Annotated in this window: 24 protein-coding genes; 15 read left to right on the top strand and 9 right to left on the bottom strand. The window is 52.2% G+C overall.

Going from position 1 to position 24,305, the window contains the following annotated elements; genetic code table 11:
• Positions 1-151: 151 nt before the first annotated feature.
• The 3 genes from A7E48_RS01275 (at position 152) to A7E48_RS01265 (ending at position 2,282) form a co-directional block, all read left to right on the top strand.
• The gene (locus A7E48_RS01275; RefSeq protein ID WP_068168448.1) at positions 152-412 is read left to right on the top strand and encodes a hypothetical protein; all 261 of its coding nucleotides are present in this window, start codon (positions 152-154) and stop codon (positions 410-412) included.
• Between the two features lie 105 nt (positions 413-517).
• Positions 518-1,474 (top strand): SURF1 family protein, encoded by a 957-nt coding sequence (locus tag A7E48_RS01270; protein WP_068168446.1) that lies wholly within the window; start codon positions 518-520, stop codon positions 1,472-1,474.
• A 76-nt stretch (positions 1,475-1,550) separates the two neighbouring features.
• Positions 1,551-2,282 carry a metal-dependent hydrolase gene (locus A7E48_RS01265; RefSeq protein WP_068168443.1) on the top strand — a complete coding sequence of 244 codons (732 nt, stop codon included), beginning with the start codon at positions 1,551-1,553 and terminating at the stop codon, positions 2,280-2,282.
• On the opposite strand, the gene A7E48_RS01260 is transcribed toward A7E48_RS01265, so the two are convergent.
• Positions 2,266-3,864, bottom strand: a complete 1,599-nt coding sequence (locus A7E48_RS01260) for an ABC-F family ATP-binding cassette domain-containing protein (RefSeq protein WP_068168439.1) — start codon at positions 3,862-3,864, stop codon at positions 2,266-2,268. The genes A7E48_RS01265 and A7E48_RS01260 overlap by 17 nt on opposite strands.
• A 172-nt stretch (positions 3,865-4,036) precedes the next feature.
• Between A7E48_RS01260 and A7E48_RS01255 the strand changes: the two genes are divergently transcribed.
• From A7E48_RS01255 to A7E48_RS01240, 4 genes are read left to right on the top strand one after another with little or no spacing between them, the layout of a single operon-like run.
• Positions 4,037-4,636 carry a biotin transporter BioY gene (locus A7E48_RS01255; RefSeq protein WP_068168434.1) on the top strand — a complete coding sequence of 200 codons (600 nt, stop codon included), beginning with the start codon at positions 4,037-4,039 and terminating at the stop codon, positions 4,634-4,636.
• Positions 4,637-4,646: 10 nt separating this feature from the next.
• A complete protein-coding gene (locus A7E48_RS01250; protein ID WP_068168431.1) occupies positions 4,647-5,447 on the top strand; it encodes an energy-coupling factor ABC transporter ATP-binding protein in 801 nt (266 codons plus the stop codon).
• A complete protein-coding gene (locus tag A7E48_RS01245) occupies positions 5,440-6,063 on the top strand; it encodes an energy-coupling factor transporter transmembrane protein EcfT (protein ID WP_068168429.1) in 624 nt (207 codons plus the stop codon). The genes A7E48_RS01250 and A7E48_RS01245 overlap by 8 nt, the downstream gene beginning before the upstream one ends.
• Before the next feature lie 15 nt (positions 6,064-6,078).
• Positions 6,079-6,996, top strand: a complete 918-nt coding sequence (locus A7E48_RS01240; protein WP_068168460.1) for a neutral zinc metallopeptidase — start codon at positions 6,079-6,081, stop codon at positions 6,994-6,996.
• Between the two features lie 74 nt (positions 6,997-7,070).
• Here A7E48_RS01240 and A7E48_RS01235 read toward each other — a convergent pair whose 3' ends face one another.
• From A7E48_RS01235 to A7E48_RS01215, 5 genes are read right to left on the bottom strand one after another with little or no spacing between them, the layout of a single operon-like run.
• Positions 7,071-7,403, bottom strand: coding sequence for a metal-sulfur cluster assembly factor (locus A7E48_RS01235; protein WP_068168426.1), 333 nt, complete (start codon positions 7,401-7,403; stop codon positions 7,071-7,073).
• Positions 7,404-7,430: 27 nt separating this feature from the next.
• Positions 7,431-8,186, bottom strand: a complete 756-nt coding sequence (gene sufC, locus A7E48_RS01230; protein WP_068168423.1) for a Fe-S cluster assembly ATPase SufC — start codon at positions 8,184-8,186, stop codon at positions 7,431-7,433.
• Between the two features lie 33 nt (positions 8,187-8,219).
• Positions 8,220-9,452, bottom strand: coding sequence for a Fe-S cluster assembly protein SufD (gene sufD, locus A7E48_RS01225; RefSeq protein ID WP_068168420.1), 1,233 nt, complete (start codon positions 9,450-9,452; stop codon positions 8,220-8,222).
• A 2-nt stretch (positions 9,453-9,454) separates the two neighbouring features.
• Complete coding sequence (gene sufB, locus A7E48_RS01220) at positions 9,455-10,912, bottom strand: Fe-S cluster assembly protein SufB (protein WP_068168417.1); 1,458 nt, start codon at positions 10,910-10,912, stop codon at positions 9,455-9,457.
• A 51-nt stretch (positions 10,913-10,963) separates the two neighbouring features.
• A complete protein-coding gene (locus A7E48_RS01215) occupies positions 10,964-11,710 on the bottom strand; it encodes a metalloregulator ArsR/SmtB family transcription factor (protein WP_068168416.1) in 747 nt (248 codons plus the stop codon).
• A 196-nt stretch (positions 11,711-11,906) separates the two neighbouring features.
• On the opposite strand from A7E48_RS01215, the gene A7E48_RS01210 reads away from it, so the two are divergent.
• Genes A7E48_RS01210 through A7E48_RS01200 form a run of 3 tightly spaced genes read left to right on the top strand, consistent with a single transcriptional unit; the run spans position 11,907 to position 14,811 of the window.
• Positions 11,907-12,923, top strand: coding sequence for an ABC transporter ATP-binding protein (locus A7E48_RS01210; RefSeq protein ID WP_068168457.1), 1,017 nt, complete (start codon positions 11,907-11,909; stop codon positions 12,921-12,923).
• Positions 12,920-13,693, top strand: a complete 774-nt coding sequence (locus tag A7E48_RS01205; RefSeq protein WP_068168413.1) for an ABC transporter permease — start codon at positions 12,920-12,922, stop codon at positions 13,691-13,693. The genes A7E48_RS01210 and A7E48_RS01205 overlap by 4 nt, the downstream gene beginning before the upstream one ends.
• A 20-nt stretch (positions 13,694-13,713) precedes the next feature.
• A complete protein-coding gene (locus A7E48_RS01200; protein WP_068168410.1) occupies positions 13,714-14,811 on the top strand; it encodes a heme A synthase in 1,098 nt (365 codons plus the stop codon).
• Positions 14,812-14,917: 106 nt separating this feature from the next.
• Here the strand turns inward: A7E48_RS01200 and A7E48_RS01195 are convergent, their stop codons facing one another.
• Positions 14,918-15,865 (bottom strand): heme o synthase, encoded by a 948-nt coding sequence (locus tag A7E48_RS01195; RefSeq protein WP_068168454.1) that lies wholly within the window; start codon positions 15,863-15,865, stop codon positions 14,918-14,920.
• 332 nt (positions 15,866-16,197) lie between these two features.
• Here A7E48_RS01195 and tkt point away from each other — a divergent pair, with 332 nt between their 5' ends.
• From tkt to pgl, 5 genes are all read left to right on the top strand, one after another.
• The gene (gene tkt / locus A7E48_RS01190) at positions 16,198-18,312 is read left to right on the top strand and encodes a transketolase (protein ID WP_068168406.1); all 2,115 of its coding nucleotides are present in this window, start codon (positions 16,198-16,200) and stop codon (positions 18,310-18,312) included.
• A gap of 74 nt (positions 18,313-18,386) precedes the next feature.
• A complete protein-coding gene (gene tal, locus A7E48_RS01185) occupies positions 18,387-19,490 on the top strand; it encodes a transaldolase (protein ID WP_068168403.1) in 1,104 nt (367 codons plus the stop codon).
• 137 nt (positions 19,491-19,627) lie between these two features.
• Positions 19,628-21,154, top strand: coding sequence for a glucose-6-phosphate dehydrogenase (gene zwf, locus A7E48_RS01180; protein ID WP_083147105.1), 1,527 nt, complete (start codon positions 19,628-19,630; stop codon positions 21,152-21,154).
• A complete protein-coding gene (locus A7E48_RS01175; RefSeq protein WP_068168398.1) occupies positions 21,151-22,134 on the top strand; it encodes a glucose-6-phosphate dehydrogenase assembly protein OpcA in 984 nt (327 codons plus the stop codon). The genes zwf and A7E48_RS01175 overlap by 4 nt, the downstream gene beginning before the upstream one ends.
• The gene (pgl, locus tag A7E48_RS01170) at positions 22,127-22,918 is read left to right on the top strand and encodes a 6-phosphogluconolactonase (protein WP_068168396.1); all 792 of its coding nucleotides are present in this window, start codon (positions 22,127-22,129) and stop codon (positions 22,916-22,918) included. The genes A7E48_RS01175 and pgl overlap by 8 nt, the downstream gene beginning before the upstream one ends.
• A 72-nt stretch (positions 22,919-22,990) precedes the next feature.
• Here the strand turns inward: pgl and secG are convergent, their stop codons facing one another.
• Complete coding sequence (gene secG / locus A7E48_RS01165; protein WP_068168394.1) at positions 22,991-23,245, bottom strand: preprotein translocase subunit SecG; 255 nt, start codon at positions 23,243-23,245, stop codon at positions 22,991-22,993.
• Positions 23,246-23,434: 189 nt separating this feature from the next.
• Positions 23,435-24,211, bottom strand: a complete 777-nt coding sequence (gene tpiA / locus A7E48_RS01160) for a triose-phosphate isomerase (protein ID WP_068168391.1) — start codon at positions 24,209-24,211, stop codon at positions 23,435-23,437.
• Positions 24,212-24,305: the final 94 nt, after the last annotated feature.

Here is a 24,305-nt window from a genome sequence, read left to right as displayed (position 1 = left end):
GCTGAGGGTGAGCGGGGTTTCTCGGGGGCGCCTGAGCCGTCTGTCTCCGGTGAGGACGGGGTTGTGGGTGAGCAAGATATTGTTGAGGTGATTGATGGTGAAGTGGTAGAGGATTCTGGGCGTTGATGAGTTGTGTGTGCAGAGAGGGTGTGTGGAAGTGGATCTTTTAGGTTCTTTGGGTGCCTCTGGTATGGGGCGAGAGTCTGGCGATGTCGAAGAGGTGTTGGTGTGCTCTCGTAAGGGATGTACTGAGGTAGCGCAGTGGAAGGTGTTGTGGAATAACCCGAATATTCATACGTCTCTGCGGCGCAAGGTGTGGCTGGCGTGTGATGAGCATCGGGAGTTTTTGGAGTCTTTTCTTTCCTCGCGTGGGTTTTGGAAGGCGACGGAGGAGATTTCTTCTGCTGAGTAGGTTGGTGCGGGCAGGAAGTGTTCAGGCTGCCTGTGTAGGATAACTAATTTGTACAATGGCTAGAGTGTGAGCTAGTTGATTTTGATCCAGTTTCGAGGCGTGTGAGTGTACCGATTTCTTTTGACCGGCAAGTGGATTGCCGGTTTTATCATTTGCGTTTTGGCGTCCTTGCTGTGCCTTTATTTGGGTACGTGGCAGTGGGACCGTAAAGAGGCGCTGGATCATAAGAATTCGTTGATTACTACGAATTATCATGCTGCGCCTCTTTCGCTGGATCAGCGTCCTGATTTGTTCTCTGATTTTGATCCGGATACTCAATGGACGCCGGTGGCGATGGAAGGGCATTATCTAAGGGATCATCAGTTGTTGGTGCGTAATCGCCCCTATGAGGGTCTCAACGGTTACGACGTCGTTGTCCCTTTTGAATCCAATAATGGGGCAGTGGTTTTGATTGATCGTGGTTGGATTCCCGCCGGTGAACTTGATGCTTCTCAGCCGGGTGTTGATATTCCTGCGCCACCTGCCGGTGAGGTGAAGGTTGAAGCGCGTATTCACCCGGGTGAGGGATCCAATGGTAAGGGTGCTCCCGAGGGGCAGGTTGCCTCATTGAATCTTCCTGAAATCAAGGATGAAACCGGAGTTGATATAGGCACCGGTGCTTACGGTCTTTTGGCTGAGGAAGTTCCTGCTCCTGCGGTAGCGCCGGCAAAGGCAGTTGAGCCTGAACTGGATACCGGTCCCAATCTTTCGTACTCGGTGCAGTGGGCTGTTTTTGCGTTGATGTGCTACTTTGCCTATTTCTGGCTAGCGCGGCAGAAGGTGCGCAACGATGAGTTGGATGCGCAGGTCGTTGCTGAGCTAGAGGCGTATTACGCTCGTTTCTACGATGAAGAGGGTAACTACATTGGTGAGGAGGACGAGGCAGTTGTGCAGCGCAAGATGGAGATGGTCGACGATATGCCCTCGCATATGAAATCGATTGTGCGTCCTCGTTATTCAAAGAAGCGCGCTCGTCCTTCCGATGAGGAAGAGGAAGACGCGATTGTAGATTGCATGCCCTAGGAACCTGATTCGAATATATATTCGATATATGTTAAATTTGGGCTTTACCCCAGTTCCCCAAGGAGCCTAGATTTACATGATGGGTTATTCCCATTCGGTGAGCGCTGCTGCAGCCTGGTTGGCACTTGTTGAAACCGATATCATCCCCGTTCAATCACCCCAGATTTTGCTGGTCACTGCGTTGACGTGCGCTGGGGCGGGCATGCTTCCAGATATCGACCACAAAAACGGCACTATTGCACATTCCATACCGCCAGTGTCCTCAATTGTCTCAGCGGTGGTAAGTTCCCTCAGCGGTGGGCATCGCAAAGGAACCCATTCCCTAGTGGGGCTCATCTTTTTCTGGGCAGTTGCTATTTTGGCTGAGCGCCTCACTTACCAGGGCATCCCCTGGGCTTCTTTGCTCATTACCGCTTACATGGGCGGGTTAGCTCTGCGCACCTTTGGTGCGCCCGGAGGCTGGCTTGGAGCTATTGGGCTAGGCTTTCTAGCCTGGCACACTGATTCGTTGGCTATGACTCCCCTAGCCATCGGCGTCGGCGCTACCGTACACGTCATCGGCGATTTTCTCACGACGCGCGGCGTCAACCCTGTCTGGCCACTGACGTTGAAGGCACCCACTTCGAGTAGGTTCTGGAAAAAATCAGGCTACTTTGCCCTACCGCTCCTTGGTGATGCCGGATCCAAGCGCGAAATGGTTCTCACCAGCGCGCTCTCGCTCTACATTCTCTGGTTCGCCCTAGCCTTGGGCGGGATAGTCGACTATCCCGCCGCCAGCTGGGAACACCTGCTTACGCCAGCGAAATAAGATCCTGATATTCCTTGGTCCACAAATCTTCAATGGCATCAGGAAGCATGAGGACGCGCTCAGGGTCAAGCGCCTCCACCGCGCCTTCATCGTGGGACACCATCACAATGGCACCCTCATACTGCTGCAGCGCATTGAGAATTTCTTCACGGGAGGCAGGATCCAAGTTGTTGGTCGGCTCATCCAGAAGCAAGACGTTCGCCTGCGAGGCCACCAGCGTAGCCAACGACAACCGGGTCTTCTCACCGCCAGAGAGTACAGCCGCAGGCTTCTCCACATCATCTCCGGAGAACAGGAACGAACCCAAAATAGTCCGCACCCGAGTGGCATCCAAATCTGGTGCTGCGGTGCGCATATTTTCAAGCACCGACCGCTCACCGTCGAGAATCTCGTGTTCCTGAGCGAAATAACCCACTTTAGCACCATGACCGAAAATAACCTCGCCGGTATCGGGCTGAGTCACCCCGGCAAGCATCCGCAAAAGAGTCGTCTTACCCGCACCGTTCAGACCCAAAATTACCACACGCGAACCACGGTCAATCGCCAGGTCAACATTGGTGAAAATCTCCAGTGAGCCATACGACTTAGACAGACCCTCAGCAGAAAGCGGCGTCTTACCGCACGGAGCAGGCTCGGGGAAACGAATAGCCGCCACCTTATCTTTAACCTGCTCATCTTCGAGCCCGCGCATTAACCGCTCAGCACGCTTAATCATCTGCTGTGCCGCTACCGCCTTCGTAGCCTTCGCACGCATCTTCTCCGCCTGCGCCATCAAAGCGCCAGCCTTCTTCTCAGCATTAGCGCGCTCGCGTTTACGGCGGGCGTCGTCCTGCTCACGCTGCATCAGATAGTTCTTCCAGCTCATGTTGTAGACATCGATGACACACCGGTTGGCGTCTAGATAGAGCACTTTATTGACTACCAGCTCCATCAGCTCAACGTCGTGGCTGATGACCAGCAGACCACCCTGGAAGTTCTTCAAGAATTCGCGCAACCACACCACGGAATCATGATCCAAGTGGTTGGTGGGTTCGTCCAAGAGCATGGTATCGGCATCGGAAAACAGAATACGAGCCAACTCCACACGACGGCGCTGACCACCAGAGAGCGTAGAAAGCGGCTGTTCCAAAAGACGCTCAGGCAGAGCAAGGTTGTGGGTAATCGTTGCAGCCTCTGACTCCGCAGCATATCCACCACCGGCAATGAACTCAGCTTCCAAGCGATCATAGCGGCGCATAGCTTTAGCCTGAACAGCGCTATCTTCACTGGCCATCTGCTCCTGCGTCTCACGCATCTTCCGCGCCACACCATCAAGACCCCGCGCCGAAAAAATGCGGTCCTTCGCCAACTGAGACATATCGTCCACCTTAGGATCCTGGGGAAGGTAGCCCACCTTACCGTTTCTGGTGACTTGTCCATCAGCAGGAAGAGTTTGCCCTGCAAGTACCTTGGTCATAGTGGTCTTACCCGCACCATTGCGACCGACCAACCCAATCTTGTCTCCCTTGTCAATGCGGAAATTGACCTCATCCATGAGCAAACGTGCTCCGGCGCGAAGTTCAAGATTGGTTACAGTAATCAAGGAATGCCTTTCGGTTTCAAAATGCTAGGGGCGCAAAATCCCAGTCTAATGCCCCAAAGTACGCCCCGGTATCCCAACAGAACAATTCATGTCTAAACTCATAGAGGATTCCACACCTCACCCCTGTCTAACTTTTTTGAACAGTGTTCAAAAATCGGTTATATTCAAACTTATGTCGCATTCAACTCATACCTCGTCTACAGCCACCGCACCGCATAACACCGGTCGCGACGTCGCGCTGATTGCCGTCTTCGCAGCTTTCATTGCCGTCTGCGCGATCCTTCCAGCCTTCCCCGTTGGCCCCGCCGGTGTTCCCATCACCTTTCAGACCTTAGGTATCTACCTCACTGCCCTGGTTCTAGGCGGCAAACGAGGGTTTCTAGCTGTACTGCTTTATGTGATCGTTGGCCTACTTGGGCTACCGGTATTTGCCGGTGGATCCGGCGGTATTGCAGCCTTGGCAGGACCTTCAGCAGGGTATCTCCTCGCCTTTGCTCCCGCCGCCGCACTTACAGGAGCTCTCGCATACAGCACGCTGAGCACAAGACCCGGCAAATCCCCTATACTCCGTTTAACCGGAGCCGTACTAGCAGGCTTCGTGCTGATGACGGCGGCAGGTATCGCTGGCATGGTCATCAACGCAGGTATTTCCTGGCCCGCTGCGTTCACCGCAGCACTTCTTTACGTTCCTGGGGATCTCATCAAATGCGCCGTAGCCATCGCCGTTGCCTTGCCCGTACACCGAGCATTCCCCACGCTTTCCCGCCGCTAAACTCATCGGTATGCCTTTTTTCAATCGCCGCACCTTAAGCACCAACACCACCACTAGGCCCGTAGTCTTTTCGCCGGCTGCGGGCCTAGAACTTCAGAACGTCAGCGTTACTGGAGAAACCCCCGAAGGCACATCTACGATTCTGCACGAAATCACAGTGAGTCTTCGGCAACCCAAAACCGCTGTACTGGGTCTCAATGGCAGCGGAAAATCAACCTTCCTGAAACTCTTCAACGGACTTACTCATTGCTCAGCTGGCACGGTGAATGTTCACGGGGTCAACGTCCAAGAGCACACGCCTGATGTGCGTCGAACCGCCGGACTGCTGTTCTCTGACCCCCAGGCACAACTGATTATGCCCACCCCCACCGAGGATGTTGAGCTTTCCCTCCAGCGCCTCAACCTAAATTCGGCCCGCCGCAGACAACGCGCTCTTGAATTGCTCACCCAGAGGGGATTAGAGCATCGAGCGCACCACAGTATCTATCAGCTCTCTGGCGGAGAGCGCCAACTCGTTGCTCTGACTGCTGTTCTTGCGGTGGAGCCGACGGTGTTGTTATTGGATGAACCTACGACCTTACTTGATTTACGCAATGCCTTGCGCCTAATGGAGCTCCTTGAACAGCTTCCCCAGCAGATGGTGATTTCTACCCATGATTTAGAGTTAGCTGCTCGGTGTGATGAGGCGATTATTATTCATGAGGGGAAGCTGATTGACCAGGGGCCGGCACTCGACATCATAGATATTTATCGGGATTATTGTGCTCAAGGTTTTCCCGCAGAGGACGAGCGGCGAGGTGGGCATGAATAATCTTATGGGGGCATACTCTCCAAAATCCTCACCGATTCACCGGGCGCCTCTGTGGAGTAAGTGGCTAGTTATTTTTGGAATTACCTTGGCCTGCGCCATGACGCACACGTGGTGGGTGCCTGCGCTCGCGTTGATGTTGGTGCTGGTATTGGCGCTGATGGCTCGGTTGAGCTTGCATGAGCTCGGGGCTGCGCTATGGAGCGTGAAATGGTTGTTACTGGCGATGAGTCTCTACTACCTTTTTTTTGACAAACTGGCGCTGGGTGCAGATGTACTACTCACCTTACTCACCCTGATTTTTGCGACCAAGGTACTGCTGTTCACTACCCCGATGACTTCGCTGATCGATGGTTTTGTGCGCGGGTACAAGCCCTTGCGCGGGCTGGGGGTATCGCCTGAACTCGTGGGTTTAGCCATAGCGTTGATGCTGAGATCTATCCCTGTGATTATGGATCGCTGGGTAATTCTACAAACAGCTGTGAAGGCGCGGGGAATTAAACTGTCTGCGGCGCATCTTTTCACCCCTCTAGTCATGACGACTGTTGCTTATGCTCACGAAACAGGTGATGCAATAGTAGCCAGAGGGCTTGATTCGCCCAAAAATAAGCAGGTTTAGTTGTATGCTTTTGCCATGGCTTTCAAAGAAAATTCACGGCTGGATACCAGTCAGGTTAGACGTAGCTCTGGAGGCAAGGGTATCGCAGTAGGCGGCGGCATTGGCGGCGCTGTACTCATGCTGATTGTTGGCGTCTTTTTCGGACAAGATGGAATAGATACGCTTAACCAGGTTACAGGTGGAACTGGTTATTCTTATGACAATGTTCAGAGTGAAGACGGCAATAAACAACTCGAGCAGGACTGCCAAGATGGCGCTGATGCTAATTCAAATGCCACTTGTAACATGGTCGGTACTGCTAACTCACTGAACGCATTTTGGGCTGATTACCTCCCTCAGGCAACTGGGGTGGAATATGAGATGCCGATGCTTGATCTCTTCAGCGGACAAACATCTACCGGTTGTGGTCACGCAACCAGCGCGGTGGGACCTTTCTACTGCCCCGCTGATCAGGTGGCATATGTTGACACCACCTTCTTCAATGATATGAAAACACAGCTTGGTGCAGAAGGCGGCCAGTCGGCTGAGCAGTACGTTCTGGCTCACGAATTCGGTCACCACATCCAGAATCAGCTAGGCGATTTGGAATATTCACAGCGAGACCCTCAAGGTAAAAACTCCGGTGCGGTGCGGGTGGAATTGCAGGCAGATTGCTACGCAGGCCTGTGGGCTCGTCATGCCTCCGATGACACCACCAGTGACGTACAGGTTAAACCCTTTACTCAGGACGAAGTCGATCGCATTGTCAATGCCACCGAAGTCATTGGCGATGATCATATTCAGATGACCTCTCGCGGCACTACGGATTCTTCAACCTACACACACGGCACCAGTGCCCAGCGTACTGCGTGGTTCATGTCTGGCTACAATAGCGGTGATATCAATAAGTGCAATACTTTTGAGTCTCGCGACCTCAATAATCCAGCAGCATAATATAACAGATAACTTATAGAAAAGTCCCTCTCCCACCGCAGTGGGAGAGGGACTTCCAGTATCTTCTGATGACCCTAGATGTTGAATCCGAGGGCGCGCATCATGTCCCGTCCATCGTCGGTAATACGCTCAGGACCCCACGGGGGCATCCACACCCAGTTCACATGCCAATCATCGACCAGTAGCTCAAGATTTTGCTTGACCTGCTCCTCGATGACGTCCTGCAACGGGCAGGCAGCGGTGGTGAGAGTCATATCGAGGATGAGAGCACCCTCGTCGCTCCAACGCATGCCGTACAGCAAACCCAGGTCTACTATGTTCACACCGAGTTCAGGGTCGATGACGTTTTTCAAAACGTCTTCGAGCTCTTCTTTCGATGGGCGTGCAGCAGTGGTTGCTTCACTCATCTGTACTCCTTTGGTAGCGATGAAAGCTTACTTTCCGATGTAGGAAACGTAGCCCTCTTCTTCAAGGCGGTCAGCCAGCTCGGGGCCGCCTTGATCGACCATGTGCCCATCTACGAAAACGTGCACGAATTCAGGCTTGATGTAACGCAAGATACGGGTGTAGTGAGTAATGAGCAGAACACCCATGTCATTGTTCTGGTGAGCGCGGTTGACGCCTTCGGAAACAATCTTCAAAGCGTCGACGTCAAGACCGGAGTCGGTCTCATCGAGGATACCGAACTTAGGCTTGAGCAGTTCTAGCTGAAGGATTTCGTGGCGCTTCTTCTCGCCACCGGAGAAACCTTCGTTGACGTTACGAGCAATGAAGTCGGGGTCGATCTTCAGCTCACCCATAGCTTCTTTGACGTCCTTGGTCCAGGTACGCAACGAAGGTGCTTCGCCGTCGATGGCGGTCTTTGCGGAGCGCAGGAAGTTGGACATGGTGACGCCGGGGATTTCTACGGGGTACTGCATTGCCAGAAACAAGCCGGCACGAGCACGCTCGTCCACAGACATCTCGGTGACGTCTTCGCCATCCAGCAGGATTTCACCGGAATCAACGCGGTACTTGGGGTGACCGGCAATGGTAGAAGCCAAAGTGGACTTACCGGAACCGTTAGGGCCCATAATTGCGTGGATTTCACCGGAGTTAATGGTGAGGTTTACGCCCTTGAGGATGGGCTTGGAGTTCTCGTCGTCCAAAATGACGGAGACGTGAAGATCCTTGATTTCTAGAGTTGACATGTTTCTCCTAAAAATTTGTGGAGCGCGCCTGCGCTAGTTATTGCTGAGAGCCAGTTCTTCTTCAAGTGCATCCATGAGCTTTTCTTCGAGCTCAGGAATGTGAATCTGCTGGATGATTTCATTGAGGAATCCGCGCACTACCAGGCGGCGTGCTTCTGCCTCGGGGATACCGCGTGCCTGCAGGTACCAGAGGTGTTCATCATCTAGCTGGCCGGTGGTCGAAGCGTGACCTGCACCGTCAATGAGACCGGTTTCAATCTCAAGGTTAGGTACAGAGTCAGCCCGAGGGCCATCCTCAAGTATCAAGTTACGGTTGAGCTCGTAGGTGTCAGTGCCTTCGGCATCCTTACCAATCAGAACGTCACCCACCCATACCGAGTGTGCGTTGCGCCCCTGCAGAGCACCCTTGTAGGTAACGCGGGACTTGCAGTTAGGCACAGAATGATCCACGAACAAACGAGACTCAATATGCTGACCGGCATCCACGAAGTAAAGACCGTACATTTCGGTTTCTGCACCGGGAGCGCTGAACTTGGTGGAAGGAGTAACTCGTACCAGATTGCCGCCCAACGAGATGTTGATGTGCTTGAAACGAGCGTCGCGACCCAACTTGGCGTACTGGGCAGAAGCGTGGATGGCGTCATCGTTCCACTCCTGAACCGAAACCACGGTCAAAGAGGATGAATCCCCCACCTTGAATTCAACGTTCTGGGAAACCACGGCGGAACCGGCATGACGCAAAACCACCACTGCCTTAGAGAAGGGCTTGGTTTCCACCACAATATGCTGAGCGGTAGGTTCCATCGAAGTACCTTGAATCTGCAACGCAATGTGCTGATCCAGCTCATCTTCCTGACCCACCGTAATCACGGTAGCTTCGCTGAAACTTGACCAAGCATTTGCAGCAACACGGTCTTCGGGAATACCCGCAGAACCAATACGCGAATCATCACGATTGACCGTTTCTACGGAGACCGAATCGGGCGCTGAAACTGAAATATCAACGCCCTGACCTGTCAGCGCATCGGTGTGCAAACCACCCAAACGCTTCAGAGGAGTGAAACGCCAGTCCTCTTCACGCCCGGTCAGTTCAGCAAAGTCCTCCACCTTATAAGAGGTAGGACGACCAGCACGGGAAGTATCTACAGTCTTCTTTTCAACACGAATCGTGTCGTCCTGAACCTGCTCAGTAGCTAGCTTCTCGCCTTCGTCGGTCATACCTGGAATCGCAGGAGAGTTATGGCTTTTATTTTCAATGTTTGACATATTTAGCCCACAGATCCTTCCATCTGAAGTTCAATCAGACGATTCAATTCAAGTGCGTATTCCATCGGAAGTTCACGCGCAATAGGTTCAACGAAGCCGCGAACAATCATTGCCATCGCTTCTTCTTCAGTCAGACCGCGCTGCATGAGGTAGAAGAGCTGCTCTTCAGATACGCGAGAGACGGTTGCCTCGTGTCCCATGGTGACGTCGTCCTCGCGAACATCCACATAGGGGTAGGTATCCGAGCGGGAAATGGTATCTACCAAGAGAGCGTCACAGACCACCGAAGACTTCGAGTGGTGTGCACCTTCTCGAACCTGCACGAGCCCGCGGTATGCAGCGCGTCCGCCGTTACGAGCAATTGACTTGGAGACAATCGAAGAAGACGTATGAGGTGCAATATGAACCATCTTCGAACCGGTATCCTGATGCTGGCCTTCACCGGCGAAGGCAATGGAGAGAGTCTCGCCTTTGGCGTGCTCGCCTACCATGTACACAGCAGGGTACTTCTGGGTCACCTTAGAACCGATATTGCCGTCGACCCATTCCATGGTGCCGCCCTCTTCGCAGAGAGTACGCTTGGTCACCAGGTTGTACACGTTGTTCGACCAGTTCTGAATAGTGGTGTAGCGAACGCGGGCGTTCTTCTTCACCACGATTTCAACCACTGCCGAGTGCAGAGAATCGGACTTGTAAATAGGTGCGGTGCAACCTTCGATGTAATGAACGTAGGAACCTTCATCAGCAATAATCAAAGTGCGCTCGAACTGACCCATGTTCTCCGTATTGATACGGAAGTAAGCCTGCAAGGGAATATCAACGTGGACGCCCTTGGGTACATAGATAAATGAGCCACCAGACCATACGGCGGTGTTCAACGCTGCAAACTTGTTATCACCGGTAGGAATAACGGTGCCAAAGTATTCGCGGAAAATCTCTTCATGCTCTTTGAGCGCAGTATCGGTATCAACGAAGATTACACCCTGCTGCTCAAGGTCTTCACGAATCTGGTGGTACACGACCTCAGATTCATACTGCGCTGCAACGCCAGCAACCAAGCGCTCGCGCTCAGCCTCGGGTATACCCAGTTTTTCGTAGGTATTGCGAATATCTTCGGGAAGATCTTCCCAAGTCTTTGCCTGGCCCTCGGTGGAGCGCACAAAGTACTTGATGTTATCGAAATCAATTTCCGAAAGATCCGCACCCCAGGTGGGCATGGGCTTGCGATCGAAGAACTTCAGAGCCTTCAGACGCATATTCAGCATCCACTCGGGCTCGTTCTTCTTCGAGGAAATATCACGAACAACATCCTCATTCAAACCGCGTTTTGCGGTCTGACCTGCAATATCAGAGTCGGCCCAACCGTACTCGTAGGTACCAATGCCCTCGAGCTCGGGGTTAGCCTCCAGAATCTCTGAAATGACGGTGTTGTTGGCATTGCGCTCAACTTGCTCAGTCATTTTGGCCTTTCTTTGTGGGGTTCTTTAGCGGCATGCGCCGCAAAGTCTTTTCTACTGTGGCTCGGTCACATTCAACCGCTCCAGTGGAATATGGGTGGTGCACACGTGCGCACCATCTGCCATAGTGGAGAGCCGTCGAACGTCGACACCGAGAAGATCCGCAATTATTTTGGTTTCTTCGTCACAGAAAATATGAAAATCTTCAGCCAAATCACGCACTGGGCAGTGCCCCTGGCATAGCTGAATACTCGCTAGAAGATGTTGGGGTAGTTTTCGCCCGGCTGGCGGGTCCATTACTTGAGCCGATGCAACAAAACCATCTTGCGACATCGCCAAAGCGAGTGCATTTGCCCGCGCCATAATGTCGTTGCCAGCCGCTTCAACTAAAGGTCGGTAGCGGTCTTCCATCTCTGCCGAACGCGCTTCAACGAAAGCCTGCAAAGCCTGTTTGCCAACCTTCTCCTCAAGCAGGTACAGAGCGTCTTTTGCTATTCCCAGATAATCATTTCCAATCTGAGAATGCCCCTGAGGGGCTATGACGTAACGACGCGCGGGTCGTCCGGCGCCTGCTCCGTGCTGTTTAAGAGGTGCGACAATAATGAGCCCGTCGTGTTCGAGGACATCGAGGTGTCGGCGCACCGCGGCGGGGGTGAGATTGAGTTCTTCACCGAGACTGGCCGCAGAAACAGGGCCCTGAGTGAGTACTCCGGTCAGAACACGGTCGCGTGTTCTTTCATCTGCTTCTGTATTGCGCGCACCAGTAGGCTTCTTTGCGGAGTCTTGATTCACGGAATACACAAATAAAGTATGACCTAATTCGTGGGTTCAAATCTAGTAAGGCAAACCTTTCTTTGCTCTCAGCGCACACTCGATTCACCTACTACTTGATCCCCTAGCTAAGGTACACCCTGGGATTGCTCTGATAGTTTGACCAAATACACCTGCCGGAGATGAGACTTTATTCGCCACAGCGTAAGCTAGAGTAGTGCAAAACCTGAACTCCTCACACCCGCATTTTCAGCTGGGCAACACCTCTGCCCTCGCTGCAGTTCAGATAGATTCTCTGGTTAAAGAATTTAAGCCATCGCGTGATTTTGCGCAGAAACATCCAGAGAAAATCAACGAACGCGGCACCGTCAGCGCTATCAATGGACTCTCACTCACCGCCCACCGCGGGGAAGTCAGTGTGCTATTGGGGGCAAATGGTGCCGGGAAAACCACCACGCTTGCATGCGCCCAGGGGCTTCAAAAACCCACCTCAGGCACAGTGCAGTTGCTCGGTGAAAATCCGTGGGGAGCTACTCCAGAATTACGCGCTCGCGTGGGAATCATGTTGCAAGACGGCGGCTTACCCCAGGCAATGCGACCCATCCCCTTGCTGAAGCACATTTCTTCGATGTACCAGAATCCCCTGAAAGTCGATGAAATTGCAGAGCGGTTGGGAATCCATTCCTTTAACGGAACCACTATCCGCAGACTTTCCGGCGGACAAAAACAACGTGTTGCGCTCGCCGCAGCTCTGATGGGCAGGCCCGAAGTACTTTTCCTTGACGAGCCCTCCGCCGGACTTGATCCCCAATCCCGCAATGTCGTCTTTGAAATTATCCGCGAGCAAAAAGAAAAAGGCGTGGGCATTATTCTCACCACCCACCTTCTTGACGACGCCCAAAGGCTTGCTGACGATGTGTATATCGTCGACGCCGGCACTGTGGTTCGGCACGGTAGCGTCCAGGAGCTTCTGGTGGGGGAAGACAGCAACCATAAAAGACTTACTTTTACTCTGGCTGACAAGCTCAATACTCAACGCCTCACAGACCGTTTGCGCTCTGATGTCACGTTGATTCACCTCTCCGACCACCACTATGCGTTGGAGGGGCAGCTCTCCCCCGGCGTCATTGCTCAACTCGGCGCTGAACTAGAGCAGCAAAACCTTATGCCGATTTCGCTCGAACTTTCCCAGCGCACCTTGGAAGACGTATTTTTAGAAATCTCAGGACGTGATATTCAATGAGCCAGCAAGTTGCTTCCTCTGCTGCAAGCTTTCCACAACGTATCCTGGCGCAGGGAAAATATGAAACGTTCGCCATGCTTAAAAATGGCGAGCAACTTCTGCTCAACATAGCATTCCCTCTATTCGCTTTGGTGGGTCTACGGTATACCGGCTTCCTCGATTCTTATGCCCAGCAGTTAGGTGTAACCCGTCTAGATATTGCGGTACCAGGGGTGTTAGCGCTGTGTGTCATTTCCACGGCGCTCTCTGGTCAAGGAATTGCAACTGGGTTTGACCGCCGCTATGGTGTTCTCCGTTTTCTATCCACTACCCCTTTGGGCAAAACCGGTTTGATGATGGGTAAAATTTTGGCGGTTCTCACCGTCATTGTCGTGCAGTATCTCATTGTGCTGCTGGTGGCGGTTCTCTTAGGGTTCCGCCCGCATCTCATCCCCATCTTGCTCTCTATTCCTACTCTGCTCTGTGGGGCAGCGGCTTTCACCGCGCTGGGGATGCTCATTGCAGGTACCGTGCGTGCAGAAGCTACCTTGGCAATTGTGAACATGGCGTGGGCAATCCTAGCCATTGGAGGCGGAACGCTCATTCCTACCCATCACTTCCCCGGAATTCTCGGGTGGATTGTCAATATTCTTCCATCGGGAGCGCTCGGAGCAGCTCTTCGTGGAGAATACTTGCATCAGCAGTTTCTTTTCCTGCCCCACCTCGTCATGCTGGTATGGGCAATACTTTGTGGCTCCCTTGCCGCCAAATTTTTCAAATGGTCAGCGTAAATAGCGTTAGTTAGGTTCTTATGTCTGTCAACACCGCGCCTCAAAAGCGCGATAGGCTCGTTTCCCTTCGCGAGAAACTACTCCCTACCGAATACACCCCCTGGGTCAAAACGATGGCGTACGCGGTCGTCCTCGCCAATATCTTCCTGATTGTTTCTGGCGGAATCGTCCGACTCACCGGGTCAGGTTTGGGCTGTGATACGTGGCCCCGCTGTACTACCGAAGGCTCCTGGACGACGACGCCTGAGATGGGCATCCACGGCATTGTTGAGTTTGGTAACCGCATGCTCACTTTCGTGTTGATGGCGGTCACCGTTCTTGCTTTTCTCTCTATCGTGCGCATCGTCCTACCTCATGCGCGGGGGTTCAAAGACGTCTTCCCTCTTCTGTTTACTGGACTTCGCTCTGCACAGAACCGCTACTCAGATATTTTCAATCTTTCTTTGCTACTGCTCTGGGGCATTCCCTTGCAGGCAATTGTGGGCGGCATCTCGGTGTGGCTCAAACTGAACCCCTGGATGATTACAGCGCATTTCTACCTCACCGGCATCATGATTGGCATTGCCGCTATCTACCTCAACCGTGTTCTCCGCTATTTTGAGAAAACTTCTTCTGCCTCTGAACGAGTGTTGGAGGAAACCCTCCCTGCTCAGTCCAAGGAAATGCGGATTTTGGGTTGGATCGGGTTGGCATTGGTTGCTTACCTTGTCTTCATGGGCACCGTTGTAACGGGCACCGGTCCTCACGCAGGTGATCCCCAGGCGCACCGTCACGCTTTTAATCCTGTCATCGTGACACGCATGCACTCACTGGGGGTATGGGCTTACTGCGCCACCGTCATTTTTGTATTGCTTCTTCAACGGAAGAACAACTGGCCTGTCTCCCTCAAGAAGGGAATCACGCTGGTCTTGCTGGTCTTGGTTTACCAGGCGGTAGTAGGTTATACCCAATACTTCAACGGACTTCCTATCTGGTTAGTAGAACTGCACCTGCTCGGTTCAGGACTTTTCATCTGGGCTGCAGTATCGCTCATTGAAAAGCAGTTGGTCATCGGCTCTGCATCAGAGCGGCAAAAAACAGCTCGCCGGATTTATCAAGCACCCGTCATTTCCCGCTAAACACAATGGAAGAAGGGCCCGAGAACATAAGTGTTCTCGGGCCCTTTTTTATTCTTTCTAGTGCGTGAGTCAATCCTTTTGGAAATGTCTCGCAAGCAAGTCAGTATTAGAGACTCAGCACTGCATCCCCTACGAAAGGATCGATTGCCAGGGCGATGAACAACACGGTGAGGTAGGTGATAGATCCGTGGAAGACGGTCATTGCGGTGCGGCTGGTAGCGCGTTCTTCTAAAGCCAAATGATGCAACTTATGGCAGTGAAAAAGGAACCAAACGCCTGCGGCGATAGCGGTAATGGTGTAAACCCAACCAGCACCGCCCAAGGGGATAAGAAGCAAAGAGCAAACAATCATTGCCCATGCGTAGAGCACTACCTGAACGGATACGCTCTTAGCGCTAGCAATCGCACCGAGCATAGGGATTCCAGCGCGCTGATAGTCTTCGGCATACTTCATAGAGAGGGGCCAGTAATGCGGTGGCGTCCATAAGAAAATTACCAGGAACAGCACAACAGCTGCCCAGGTAATGCGGTTTTCAACTGCAGCCCAGGCGATAAAGACGGGCATACAACCGGCGAGTCCACCCCAGACGATATTTTGAGTAGTTCTACGCTTGAGTATTAGCGAGTAGAAGACCACGTAGAGCAAAATCGCCACCACGCCTAAGGCACTTGCCAAAGGATTGACCAGGAAGAAGAGATATACGATGGAGATAACCGCGAGAATCCACGCGAAGACAAGTGCTTCTTTATCTGTCAACTCACCGGTGACCAGAGGTCGCTTTTCGGTACGTTTCATCTTACGGTCAGCTTCACGGTCGATATAGCAGTTAAATGCGCCCGAAGCACCGGCAGCCATAGCCCCACCAATCATGGTGTTCAAAATGAGCCAAAGATTGGGCATACCGCCGGCGGCAAACATCATGGTTGGAGCGGTGGTGACCAACAATAGTTCAATCACCTGAGGCTTGGTCAAGTGCAGGTACGCCTTTGCTTTACGAACAAAACCGATTTTTTGCTCTCCAGGTGCACTGCTCTCTCGTGGAGCAGTAGAAATGCTCGGAGTGCTATCGACCTTCACCAAAATTTGGCTCCCTACCCAAGAATGCGTGCAATAATCTGCCCCTTTGCGGCGTCTGCAAGTATTTTGAGCACGGCAAAGTAACAGATAGTCAAATATAAACTATACCTCACTCCGAATGCTCTCAAAAGGTTCCCCTAAAACGCACGGGTGTTCAGCTTTTTGAGCGAGCCTGAATTTATGAAGTGCTTTCTACTATTCTGGAAGTAATCGCCCTAGCTCCCCTTGTGGCGGGCTAGATGACTAGATAAAGATTTACATAGTAGGGAAAATACGGTGGGAATCCTCCACCACAGAAAGGACTTCCTGTGCCTGATCTCAACAATAAACTTGTGTGGAATGAAAAAGACCAGCGAGCAGTGGACACCGTACGTGTCCTTGCTGCAGATGCCGTCGAAAAAGTTGGCTCCGGTCACCCCGGTACCGCAATGAGCTTGGCTCCCGTTGCACACCTGCTATTCCAGAAGGTGATGCGTCACGATCCTAGCGACGACAAGTGGATGGGACGAGATCGTTTCATCCTCTCCCCCGGTCACACATCGCTCACCCTCTACCTTCAGCTGTTCCTCAATGGCTACGGTCTTGAGATGGATGATTTGAAGGCGCTCCGCACCTGGGGTTCGTTGACTCCTGGTCACCCCGAATACAAGCACACCAAGGGTGTGGAAATCACCACCGGCCCCCTCGGCCAGGGTCTAGCTTCTGCCGTAGGTTTTGCATACGCTCAGCGCCGCATGCGCGGTCTCTTTGATCCCGAGGCACCTGCTGGTGAATCACCTTTCGACCACACCATCTTCACTATTGCCTCTGAAGGCGATATTCAAGAAGGCGTCACTTCTGAGGCAAGCTCACTCGCTGGTCACCAGGAACTGGGCAACCTCGTCGTCATCTTCGACCGCAACCACATTTCCATTGAAGACGACACTGACGTCGCTTTCACCGAAGACGTTTTGAAACGCTATGAAGCATATGGCTGGGATACCACCCGTATTGACTGGACTGAAACCGGCGAATACAAAGAAGACGTTCAGGCTCTCTACGACGCCATCGTGGCTGCCAAGAAGGTTACCGATAAGCCTTCAATCATTGAGTTGCGCACCGTCATCGGTTGGCCCTCCCCCAATAAAAAGAACACCGGCGGCGTTCACGGTGCAAAGTTGGGCACAGAAGAAGTTATTGCTACCAAGGAATACCTGGGCTTCAACCCCGATGAGCATTTCTTCATTGATGATGAAATCCTCAACTACACGCGCGAAGTTAAGGAGCGCAATGCAGCAGAACGTGCTGAGTGGGAGAAGTCTTTTGAGGCTTGGAAATCTGAGCACCCCGAGGAAGCAAAGCTGTATGCTCGCCTAGAAGCAGGAAAGCTTCCGGAAAACCTGAACGAATCCCTGCCAGTATTTGAAGCTGGTTCTTCCATCGCTACCCGTGCAGCATCAGGCAAGGTTATCAATGCTCTGGCTCCAGTCATGCCTGAGCTTTGGGGTGGCTCTGCTGACTTGGCAAGCTCCAATAACACCACCATCGACACTGATAAATCGTTCAATCCTGAACACCGTAGCACCGCCAGCTGGAGCGCAAGCCCCTACGGGCGAGTACTGCACTTCGGTATTCGCGAGCACGCTGCGGCAGCTATTACCAACGGTATTGTTCTAGCGTCTCCCACCCGCCCCTTCAGCGGTACCTTCTTCGTCTTTACCGACTACCAGCGCGCAGCAGTTCGCCTGGCTGCAGTGATGGGCATTCCCAACATCTTTGTATGGACGCACGACTCGATTGGTTTGGGTGAAGATGGCCCCACCCACCAGCCGGTAGAGCACCTCACTGCAATGCGTGCAATCCCCGGTCTCGACGTCGTTCGTCCTGCAGATGGTAACGAAACCGCCGTTGCCTGGCGCAAGATTCTGGAAATCAAGGATCATCCGGCCGGGTTGGTTCTTTCCCGCCAGAACCTCACCAACGTTGCTCGCGAAGATTTGCACCCCGATGCAGAGGGGGAAAAGTTTGCTTCTGCTGAAGGAGCAGCTCGCGGTGGCTACGTACTAGCAGATACCGAAGGCACCCCCGATGTCATTCTGATTGCTAGCGGTTCCGAAGTTGAAATTGCTTTGGATGCGCGCCAGAAGCTGGCTGAGAAGAACGTGGCTGCCCGGGTAGTTTCCATGCCATCACGTGAATGGTTCGCTGCTGAATCCGAAGAATACCGTGCATCGGTTATTCCTACCGAGGTGAAGGCGCGAGTCACCGTTGAAGCCGGTCTTGCCATGAGCTGGTATGACTTGCTCGGCGATGCCGGACGCGCAGTTTCTCTGGAACACTTTGGTGCTTCCGCCGCAGGTGAGAAGCTGTACGAAGAATTCGGTATTACCTCTGAAGCAGTTGTAAAGGCTGCCGAAGAATCCATCGCGGCTACTCAGAAATAGTTCACAGAGGGTGCTTTTCTCACCGAGAGAGCACCCTCCATTTTCTTCAAGATTCTGGACGAAAGGTTTTAACAATGACTACTTCAACTCAAAAAATTTCCGACGCCGGAGTTTCCCTCTGGTTCGATGACCTCTCCCGCGAACGCATTACCACTGGTAACTTGCAGGAGCTGATTGATACCAAGAACGTTGTGGGAATTACCACTAACCCCACCATCTTTGCCGGCGCGCTCTCTAACGGTGAGTCCTACGCTGAGCAGGTTAAAGAACTGGCGGCTGCTGATACTTCCCTGGAAGACGCAGTTTTCACCATCATGGCGGACGACGTACAGAAGGCATGCGATGTCTTCGCACCCATCTACAACTCCACCCAGGGTCGTGATGGTCGGGTGTCCCTAGAAGTTGATCCCGGTTTGGCTCGCGATAGCGATGGCACTGCTGAGATGGCAAAGTCTCTGGCGGAAAAGGTCAACCGTGAGAACCTGATGATTAAGATTCCCGCCACAGAGCAGGGTCTGGAGCCTATCGCTAAAACGTTGGCTGAGGGTATCTCGGTGAACGTCACCCTTATCTTCTCTCTCGAGCGCTACCGCGCCGTCATGAATGCATACATGATCGGTCTGGAAAAGGCATTGGAGAACGGTAAGAACCTTTCAAAGATTCATTCGGTAGCTTCCTTCTTTATCTCCCGCGTTGATTCTGAGATCGATGCTCAGCTCGATGCCATTGGTACCGAAGAAGCGAAAGCTCTCAAGGGTAAAGCAGGTTTGGCGAACGCTCGCCTGGCATACCAAGCATTTGAAGAGACCTTCTCTTCCGAGCGCTGGGAACGTCTGGCAGCCGCAGGCGCCAACGTGCAGCGTCCGCTGTGGGCATCTACCGGCACCAAGGACCCTGCATATCCTGCAGATCTCTACGTCAGCCAGTTAGTTGCACCCAACACCGTCAACACCGTTCCTGCGAAGACCCTTGACTACTTCGCTGAACACGGTGAAGTCGTAGGAGATACCATCTCAGGTACGTACGACGAGTCCAATAAGGTACTCAACGACATCGAAGCTCAGGGTGTTTCCTACAACGATGTTGTCAAAAAGCTTGAAGACGAAGGTATCGAAAAGTTTGACGCTTCCTGGGCTGAACTTCTTGAAACCGTCAAGAAAGCTTTGGTCTCTGCATAATATGGGTCACCTATTCAAGAGTTAAGCTGAGAAAAATTTACGGTCTTAGCGATTGAGTGAAATAATGAGGGCGGTGCCCGCAATGTGCGGGCACCGCCACAATATTAGGTAAAAGTTAAGGACAGAACTCTGTGTCTATGACTCATGAATCAAACCCTCTGAGAGATCCCAGGGATCGCAGGCTCACCCGTGTTGCTGGGCCCAGTAGCCTGGTATTTTTTGGAGTAACCGGTGATCTCGCGCGGAAGAAACTGCTTCCGGCAGTATATGACATGGTGAACCGTGGACTTTTGCCTCCTAGCTTTGGACTGGTTGGATTCGGACGACGTGAATGGTCCCACGACCAATTCAAGGATTTTGTGCGTGAATCAGTGGAAGCTCATTCGCGCACCACGTTCCGTGAAGACGTATGGAATCAGTTCGCCACCGGAATACGTTTTGTTCAAGGTGCCTTTGACGATGATGATTCATTTATCCGGCTGAATGAAACTCTTGAAGAACTCAAGGAATCCCGGGGCACTCAAGGTAATCACGCGTTTTATCTCTCAATTCCGCCCAAGGATTTTGAGAGCGTTCTGCAGATGCTGGCTAAACATGAATTAGCGCAGCAGAAAGACGGCAAGGGCTGGCGTCGTGTCATTATCGAGAAGCCCTTTGGCCACGATCTAGAGTCTGCACGCGACCTCAACAAAATTGTTGAGGATGTTTTCCCTTCGGATGCTATTTTCCGCATCGACCATTATCTGGGTAAAGAGACTGTTCAAAATATTTTGGCCATGCGTTTTGCCAATCAAATCTTTGAGCCTCTATGGAATTCAAACCATATCGATCATGTGCAGATTACGATGGCTGAGCCTTTCGGTATTGGCTCCCGTGCTGGTTATTACGATGGAGTAGGTGCAGCCCGCGATGTCATCCAGAACCACCTTCTGCAACTCTTAGCACTGACTGCTATGGAAGAACCTATTTCTTTCAAGGCTCATCATTTGAGAACCGAGAAAGAAAAAGTACTTGAAGCGGTCACGCTCCCTGAGAATCTGTCGAACTCCTTTGCGATTGGGCAGTACACCTCTGGTTACCAGGGTGGTGAAGTGGTCAATGGTTTCTTTGATGAAAAAGATATTCCTTCTACCTCCCGCACTGAAACGTTTGCCGCGATCAAGGTCAATATCAATACGCGCCGTTGGAACGGCGTTCCCTTTTACCTGCGCACCGGAAAGCGGTTAGGGCGTCGCGTTACTGAAATCGCACTGGTCTTGAAAAAATCGCCCAATCTGCTGTTCAACAATTCTAATGACGCCGGTCAGAACGCTATCGTGATTCGAGTTCAGCCAGATGAGGGTCTAAATATTCGTTTCTCATCCAAGGTTCCCGGAACCCAGATGGCGATTCGTGATGTGAACATGGACTTCGTCTATGGTCACAGCTTCACCGAAGAGCTCCCTGAAGCATACGAACGGTTGATTTTGGACGTTCTCCTGGGCGAACCGCCGCTTTTCCCCCGCCAGGAGGAAGTGGAACTTTCCTGGAAAATTCTTGATCCTTTTGAGAAATATTGGGCTCAGCACAATATCAAGCCCGATGAGTATGCCCCGGGCTCGTGGGGACCTGAATCCGCAAATACCCTATTAGCTCGCGATAATCGCGTTTGGAGACGCCCGTGATCAGCATCCTTGAAAACACAGATACCATCAAAATTGAAAAAGAAATTTCTCGGTTGCGGGATGAAACGGGAAATACGATTTCCGGTCGTGTTCTGACGCTGGTTATGCTTGCCGAATCGGGGCATTCTCGGCTGGCGATGGAAGCTGCGCAGGCGGCATCGCACGAACATCCCTGCCGGATTATTATCCATATTGCAAAAGATCGCGATGCCGAAAACCGGTTGGATGCGCAGATTGAAGTAGGTGGTGAAGCGGGTGCTTCTGAGCTCATTGTTCTGCGCGGTTGGGGTCGGGCAGCGGAACCTACCGAATCTTTGATTTCTGGTCTGTTGTTGCCCGATTCGCCCATTGTGGCGTGGTGGCCCCACTCGGTTCCTGAAGCTCCTGCTGAAACTTCCATTGGTCGAATTGCCCAGCGTCGTATTACTGATTCTGCTCGTGCTTATGATCCAATGACCGTTTTGAGCCAGCTCTCCAAAACCTATCAAGACGGCGATACTGACCTTGCGTGGATTAGGTTGACACTGTGGCGTATACAATTAGCGGCTATACTCGACCAAATCCCCTACTCTCCCACTCAGAAAGTTACCGTTTCTGGGTCTTCTAAATCTCCATCGGTGGTCTTGCTCGGCGCGTGGCTTGGTTACAAGCTTGAAGCAGAGGTTCACCTTTCCACGACCAATCTTGAACGCGGTTTGTACAGGGTGGAGCTCGAACGTGAAGACGGCAAGATTGTCATCGACCGCCCCGATTGGAATATCGCAAAGCTTTCCTATCCCGGTGCTCCCGACCAGCAGATAGCGCTACCGGTTCGTACTCTTGCCGAATGTTTGGCAGAGGAACTGCGGCGTCTGGATCCCGATGAAGTCTACGGTGAAGTGCTAACCAAGGCGCTTCACTCTGGGAACATCGTCGTTGATTTGAACAATAACGAGGACGTCACTGAAGGCGTCAACTGTACGGAGGTTTTCGATGCCTAAACCACGCTTTATTTCTTTTCCTGACCAAAAAACTTTGGCAGATGAACTTGCCGCTCATTTTCTCAGCGCCCTACAGCAGGACCTCTCAGATAATGAGCTAGTACAGGTTTCTCTCACCGGGGGAACTATGGGTTCCAAGATCCTGGAAGCAGCAGGTGAATTGCGTGCAATCAAAGATATCGATTGGTCCCGCGTACACTTCTGGTGGTCCGACGAGCGGTTTGTACCCACCGGTCACGAAGACCGAAATTCCCAGCAGGCTGCTGATGCGCTCCTCGCATCACTGGATATTCCCGCGGAAAATCTGCATGTGATAGGCGCATCTGACCAGTTCGACACTGCAGAAAAAGCTGCAGAAGCTTACCGGCAGGAACTGAAGAAATTTGCTCCTACGGGCGCAGAATACCCTACGTTTGGTCTTTCTTTGTTGGGTATGGGTCCTGACGGACACATCGCATCGCTCTTTCCCCATCGCCCAGAGATTCATGAAGAAAAGGCAATCACCCTAGCGGTTCATGATTCACCCAAACCCCCACCCCATCGAGTAACGCTGACTCGACCCGTTATCTGCAATTCCCAGCAGATTTGGTTCATGGTATCGGGAGAAGACAAGAACGCCCCATTGACGCGTGTCATGCAAGCTTCATCAGTCAAGGACGAAGAGCTCTCAGCAGATATCCTCACCGAAACCCCCGCCGCCGGAGCTAGAGGACTTGAGAAAACAATTATTTGGGCGGATGCTGCAGCACAGGGCAATCTAAAGTTCTCAGCAGAAGCTAGATAAAGACCTGAGGTTGCAGTCAAAAGTGGCTCCCACCGTTTGGTGGGAGCCACTTTTTATTAAAACTAAGAGATATTAAACCAATGCCGTCTCAAACCGAAGCATAAGACCGTAAGCAATAATCGAAATAACCCAAATCAGGATTACCGTTACCGTCAACCGAACCAGGTTCTTTGAGGCGGATCCTGAAGAGTTCAAGGAAGTGGTCATGCCGCCACCGAACATATCTGAAAGACCGCCACCCTTACCGCGGTTGAGTAGAACCAAAAGAACGGTAATAACGCTCGAAATAGCGATAATCACCATCAGAGTGACTTTGAGAATCTCCACGAGAGCCTTTCACAAGTAGTAAACGATTGCCCGCTCCTACTCTTAAGTAGTCAGGGCAGATAAAACTATACGCCAGATTGAAAGCAAATGCAGTCGATGGGCACTATTGAAACTCAAACAATACCTGCAGAAGAGGTCGGTGAACAAGCCAGAGCGTTATTCACCGACCCTTATATTAAGCGACTTTACTTATGCGTCGAAACGCGCAATGTTAGCGAATTCAGAAGCGTCCAAAGAAGCTCCGCCAACGAGTACGCCGTCGACGTCGTTCTCGCCCATAATTTCAGGAGCGGATGCAGCCTTAACCGAACCACCGTAGAGAATGCGAACCTTTTCGGCTACATCAGCTGAGTAAAGCTTTTCAATTTCAGCACGGATAGCTGCAGACATTTCCTGAGCATCTGCTGAAGTTGCTACTTTGCCGGTACCAATCGCCCAAACAGGCTCGTAAGCTACCACGAGAGTCTCAGCCTGCTCGGCTGAAAGACCATCCAAAGAACCGCGAAGCTGCTCAAGAGTGAACTCTACATGCTTGTTCTCTTCACGGGTTTCCAGACCTTCGCCCACGCACAAAACAGGAACGAGGTCATTGCGGTAAGCTGCCTGTACCTTCGCTGCACATACAGCATCGGACTCACCATGAATGGTCCGGCGCTCAGAGTGACCTACCAAAACGTACTTGGCACCCAATTTGTTCAGGAATTCACCGGAGATATCGCCGGTGTAAGCACCGGAGTCCTGATCGGAGAGATCCTGTCCGCCGTAAGCAAGTTTGAGCTTATCACCCTCGACGAGAGTCTGTACCGAGCGAATGTCAGTAAAAGGAGGGAAGACCACAACTTCTGCCTTGTCAAAGTCAAAGTTGGTGTCGTCCAAAGTCCAAGCCAGTTTCTGTACCAAGGTCACTGCCTGAGCGTGATCAAGGTTCATCTTCCAGTTGCCAGCAATAAAGGGAGTACGTGACATGTTGTTTTCCTTATCTCGGCTCTCGCCGTAGTGTTCTTTACTCCATTGTATAAAAACTGCTAAGCCTTCATAGTGATATGGCGGGTCGCCCTCC

This window comes from Rothia sp. ND6WE1A, from assembly GCF_001683935.1.
GTDB classification, from domain to species: Bacteria; Actinomycetota; Actinomycetes; order Actinomycetales; family Micrococcaceae; genus Rothia; species Rothia amarae.
Note: the sequence above shows the minus strand (reverse complement) of the source record. Positions and strands in the feature narration are given on the sequence as shown.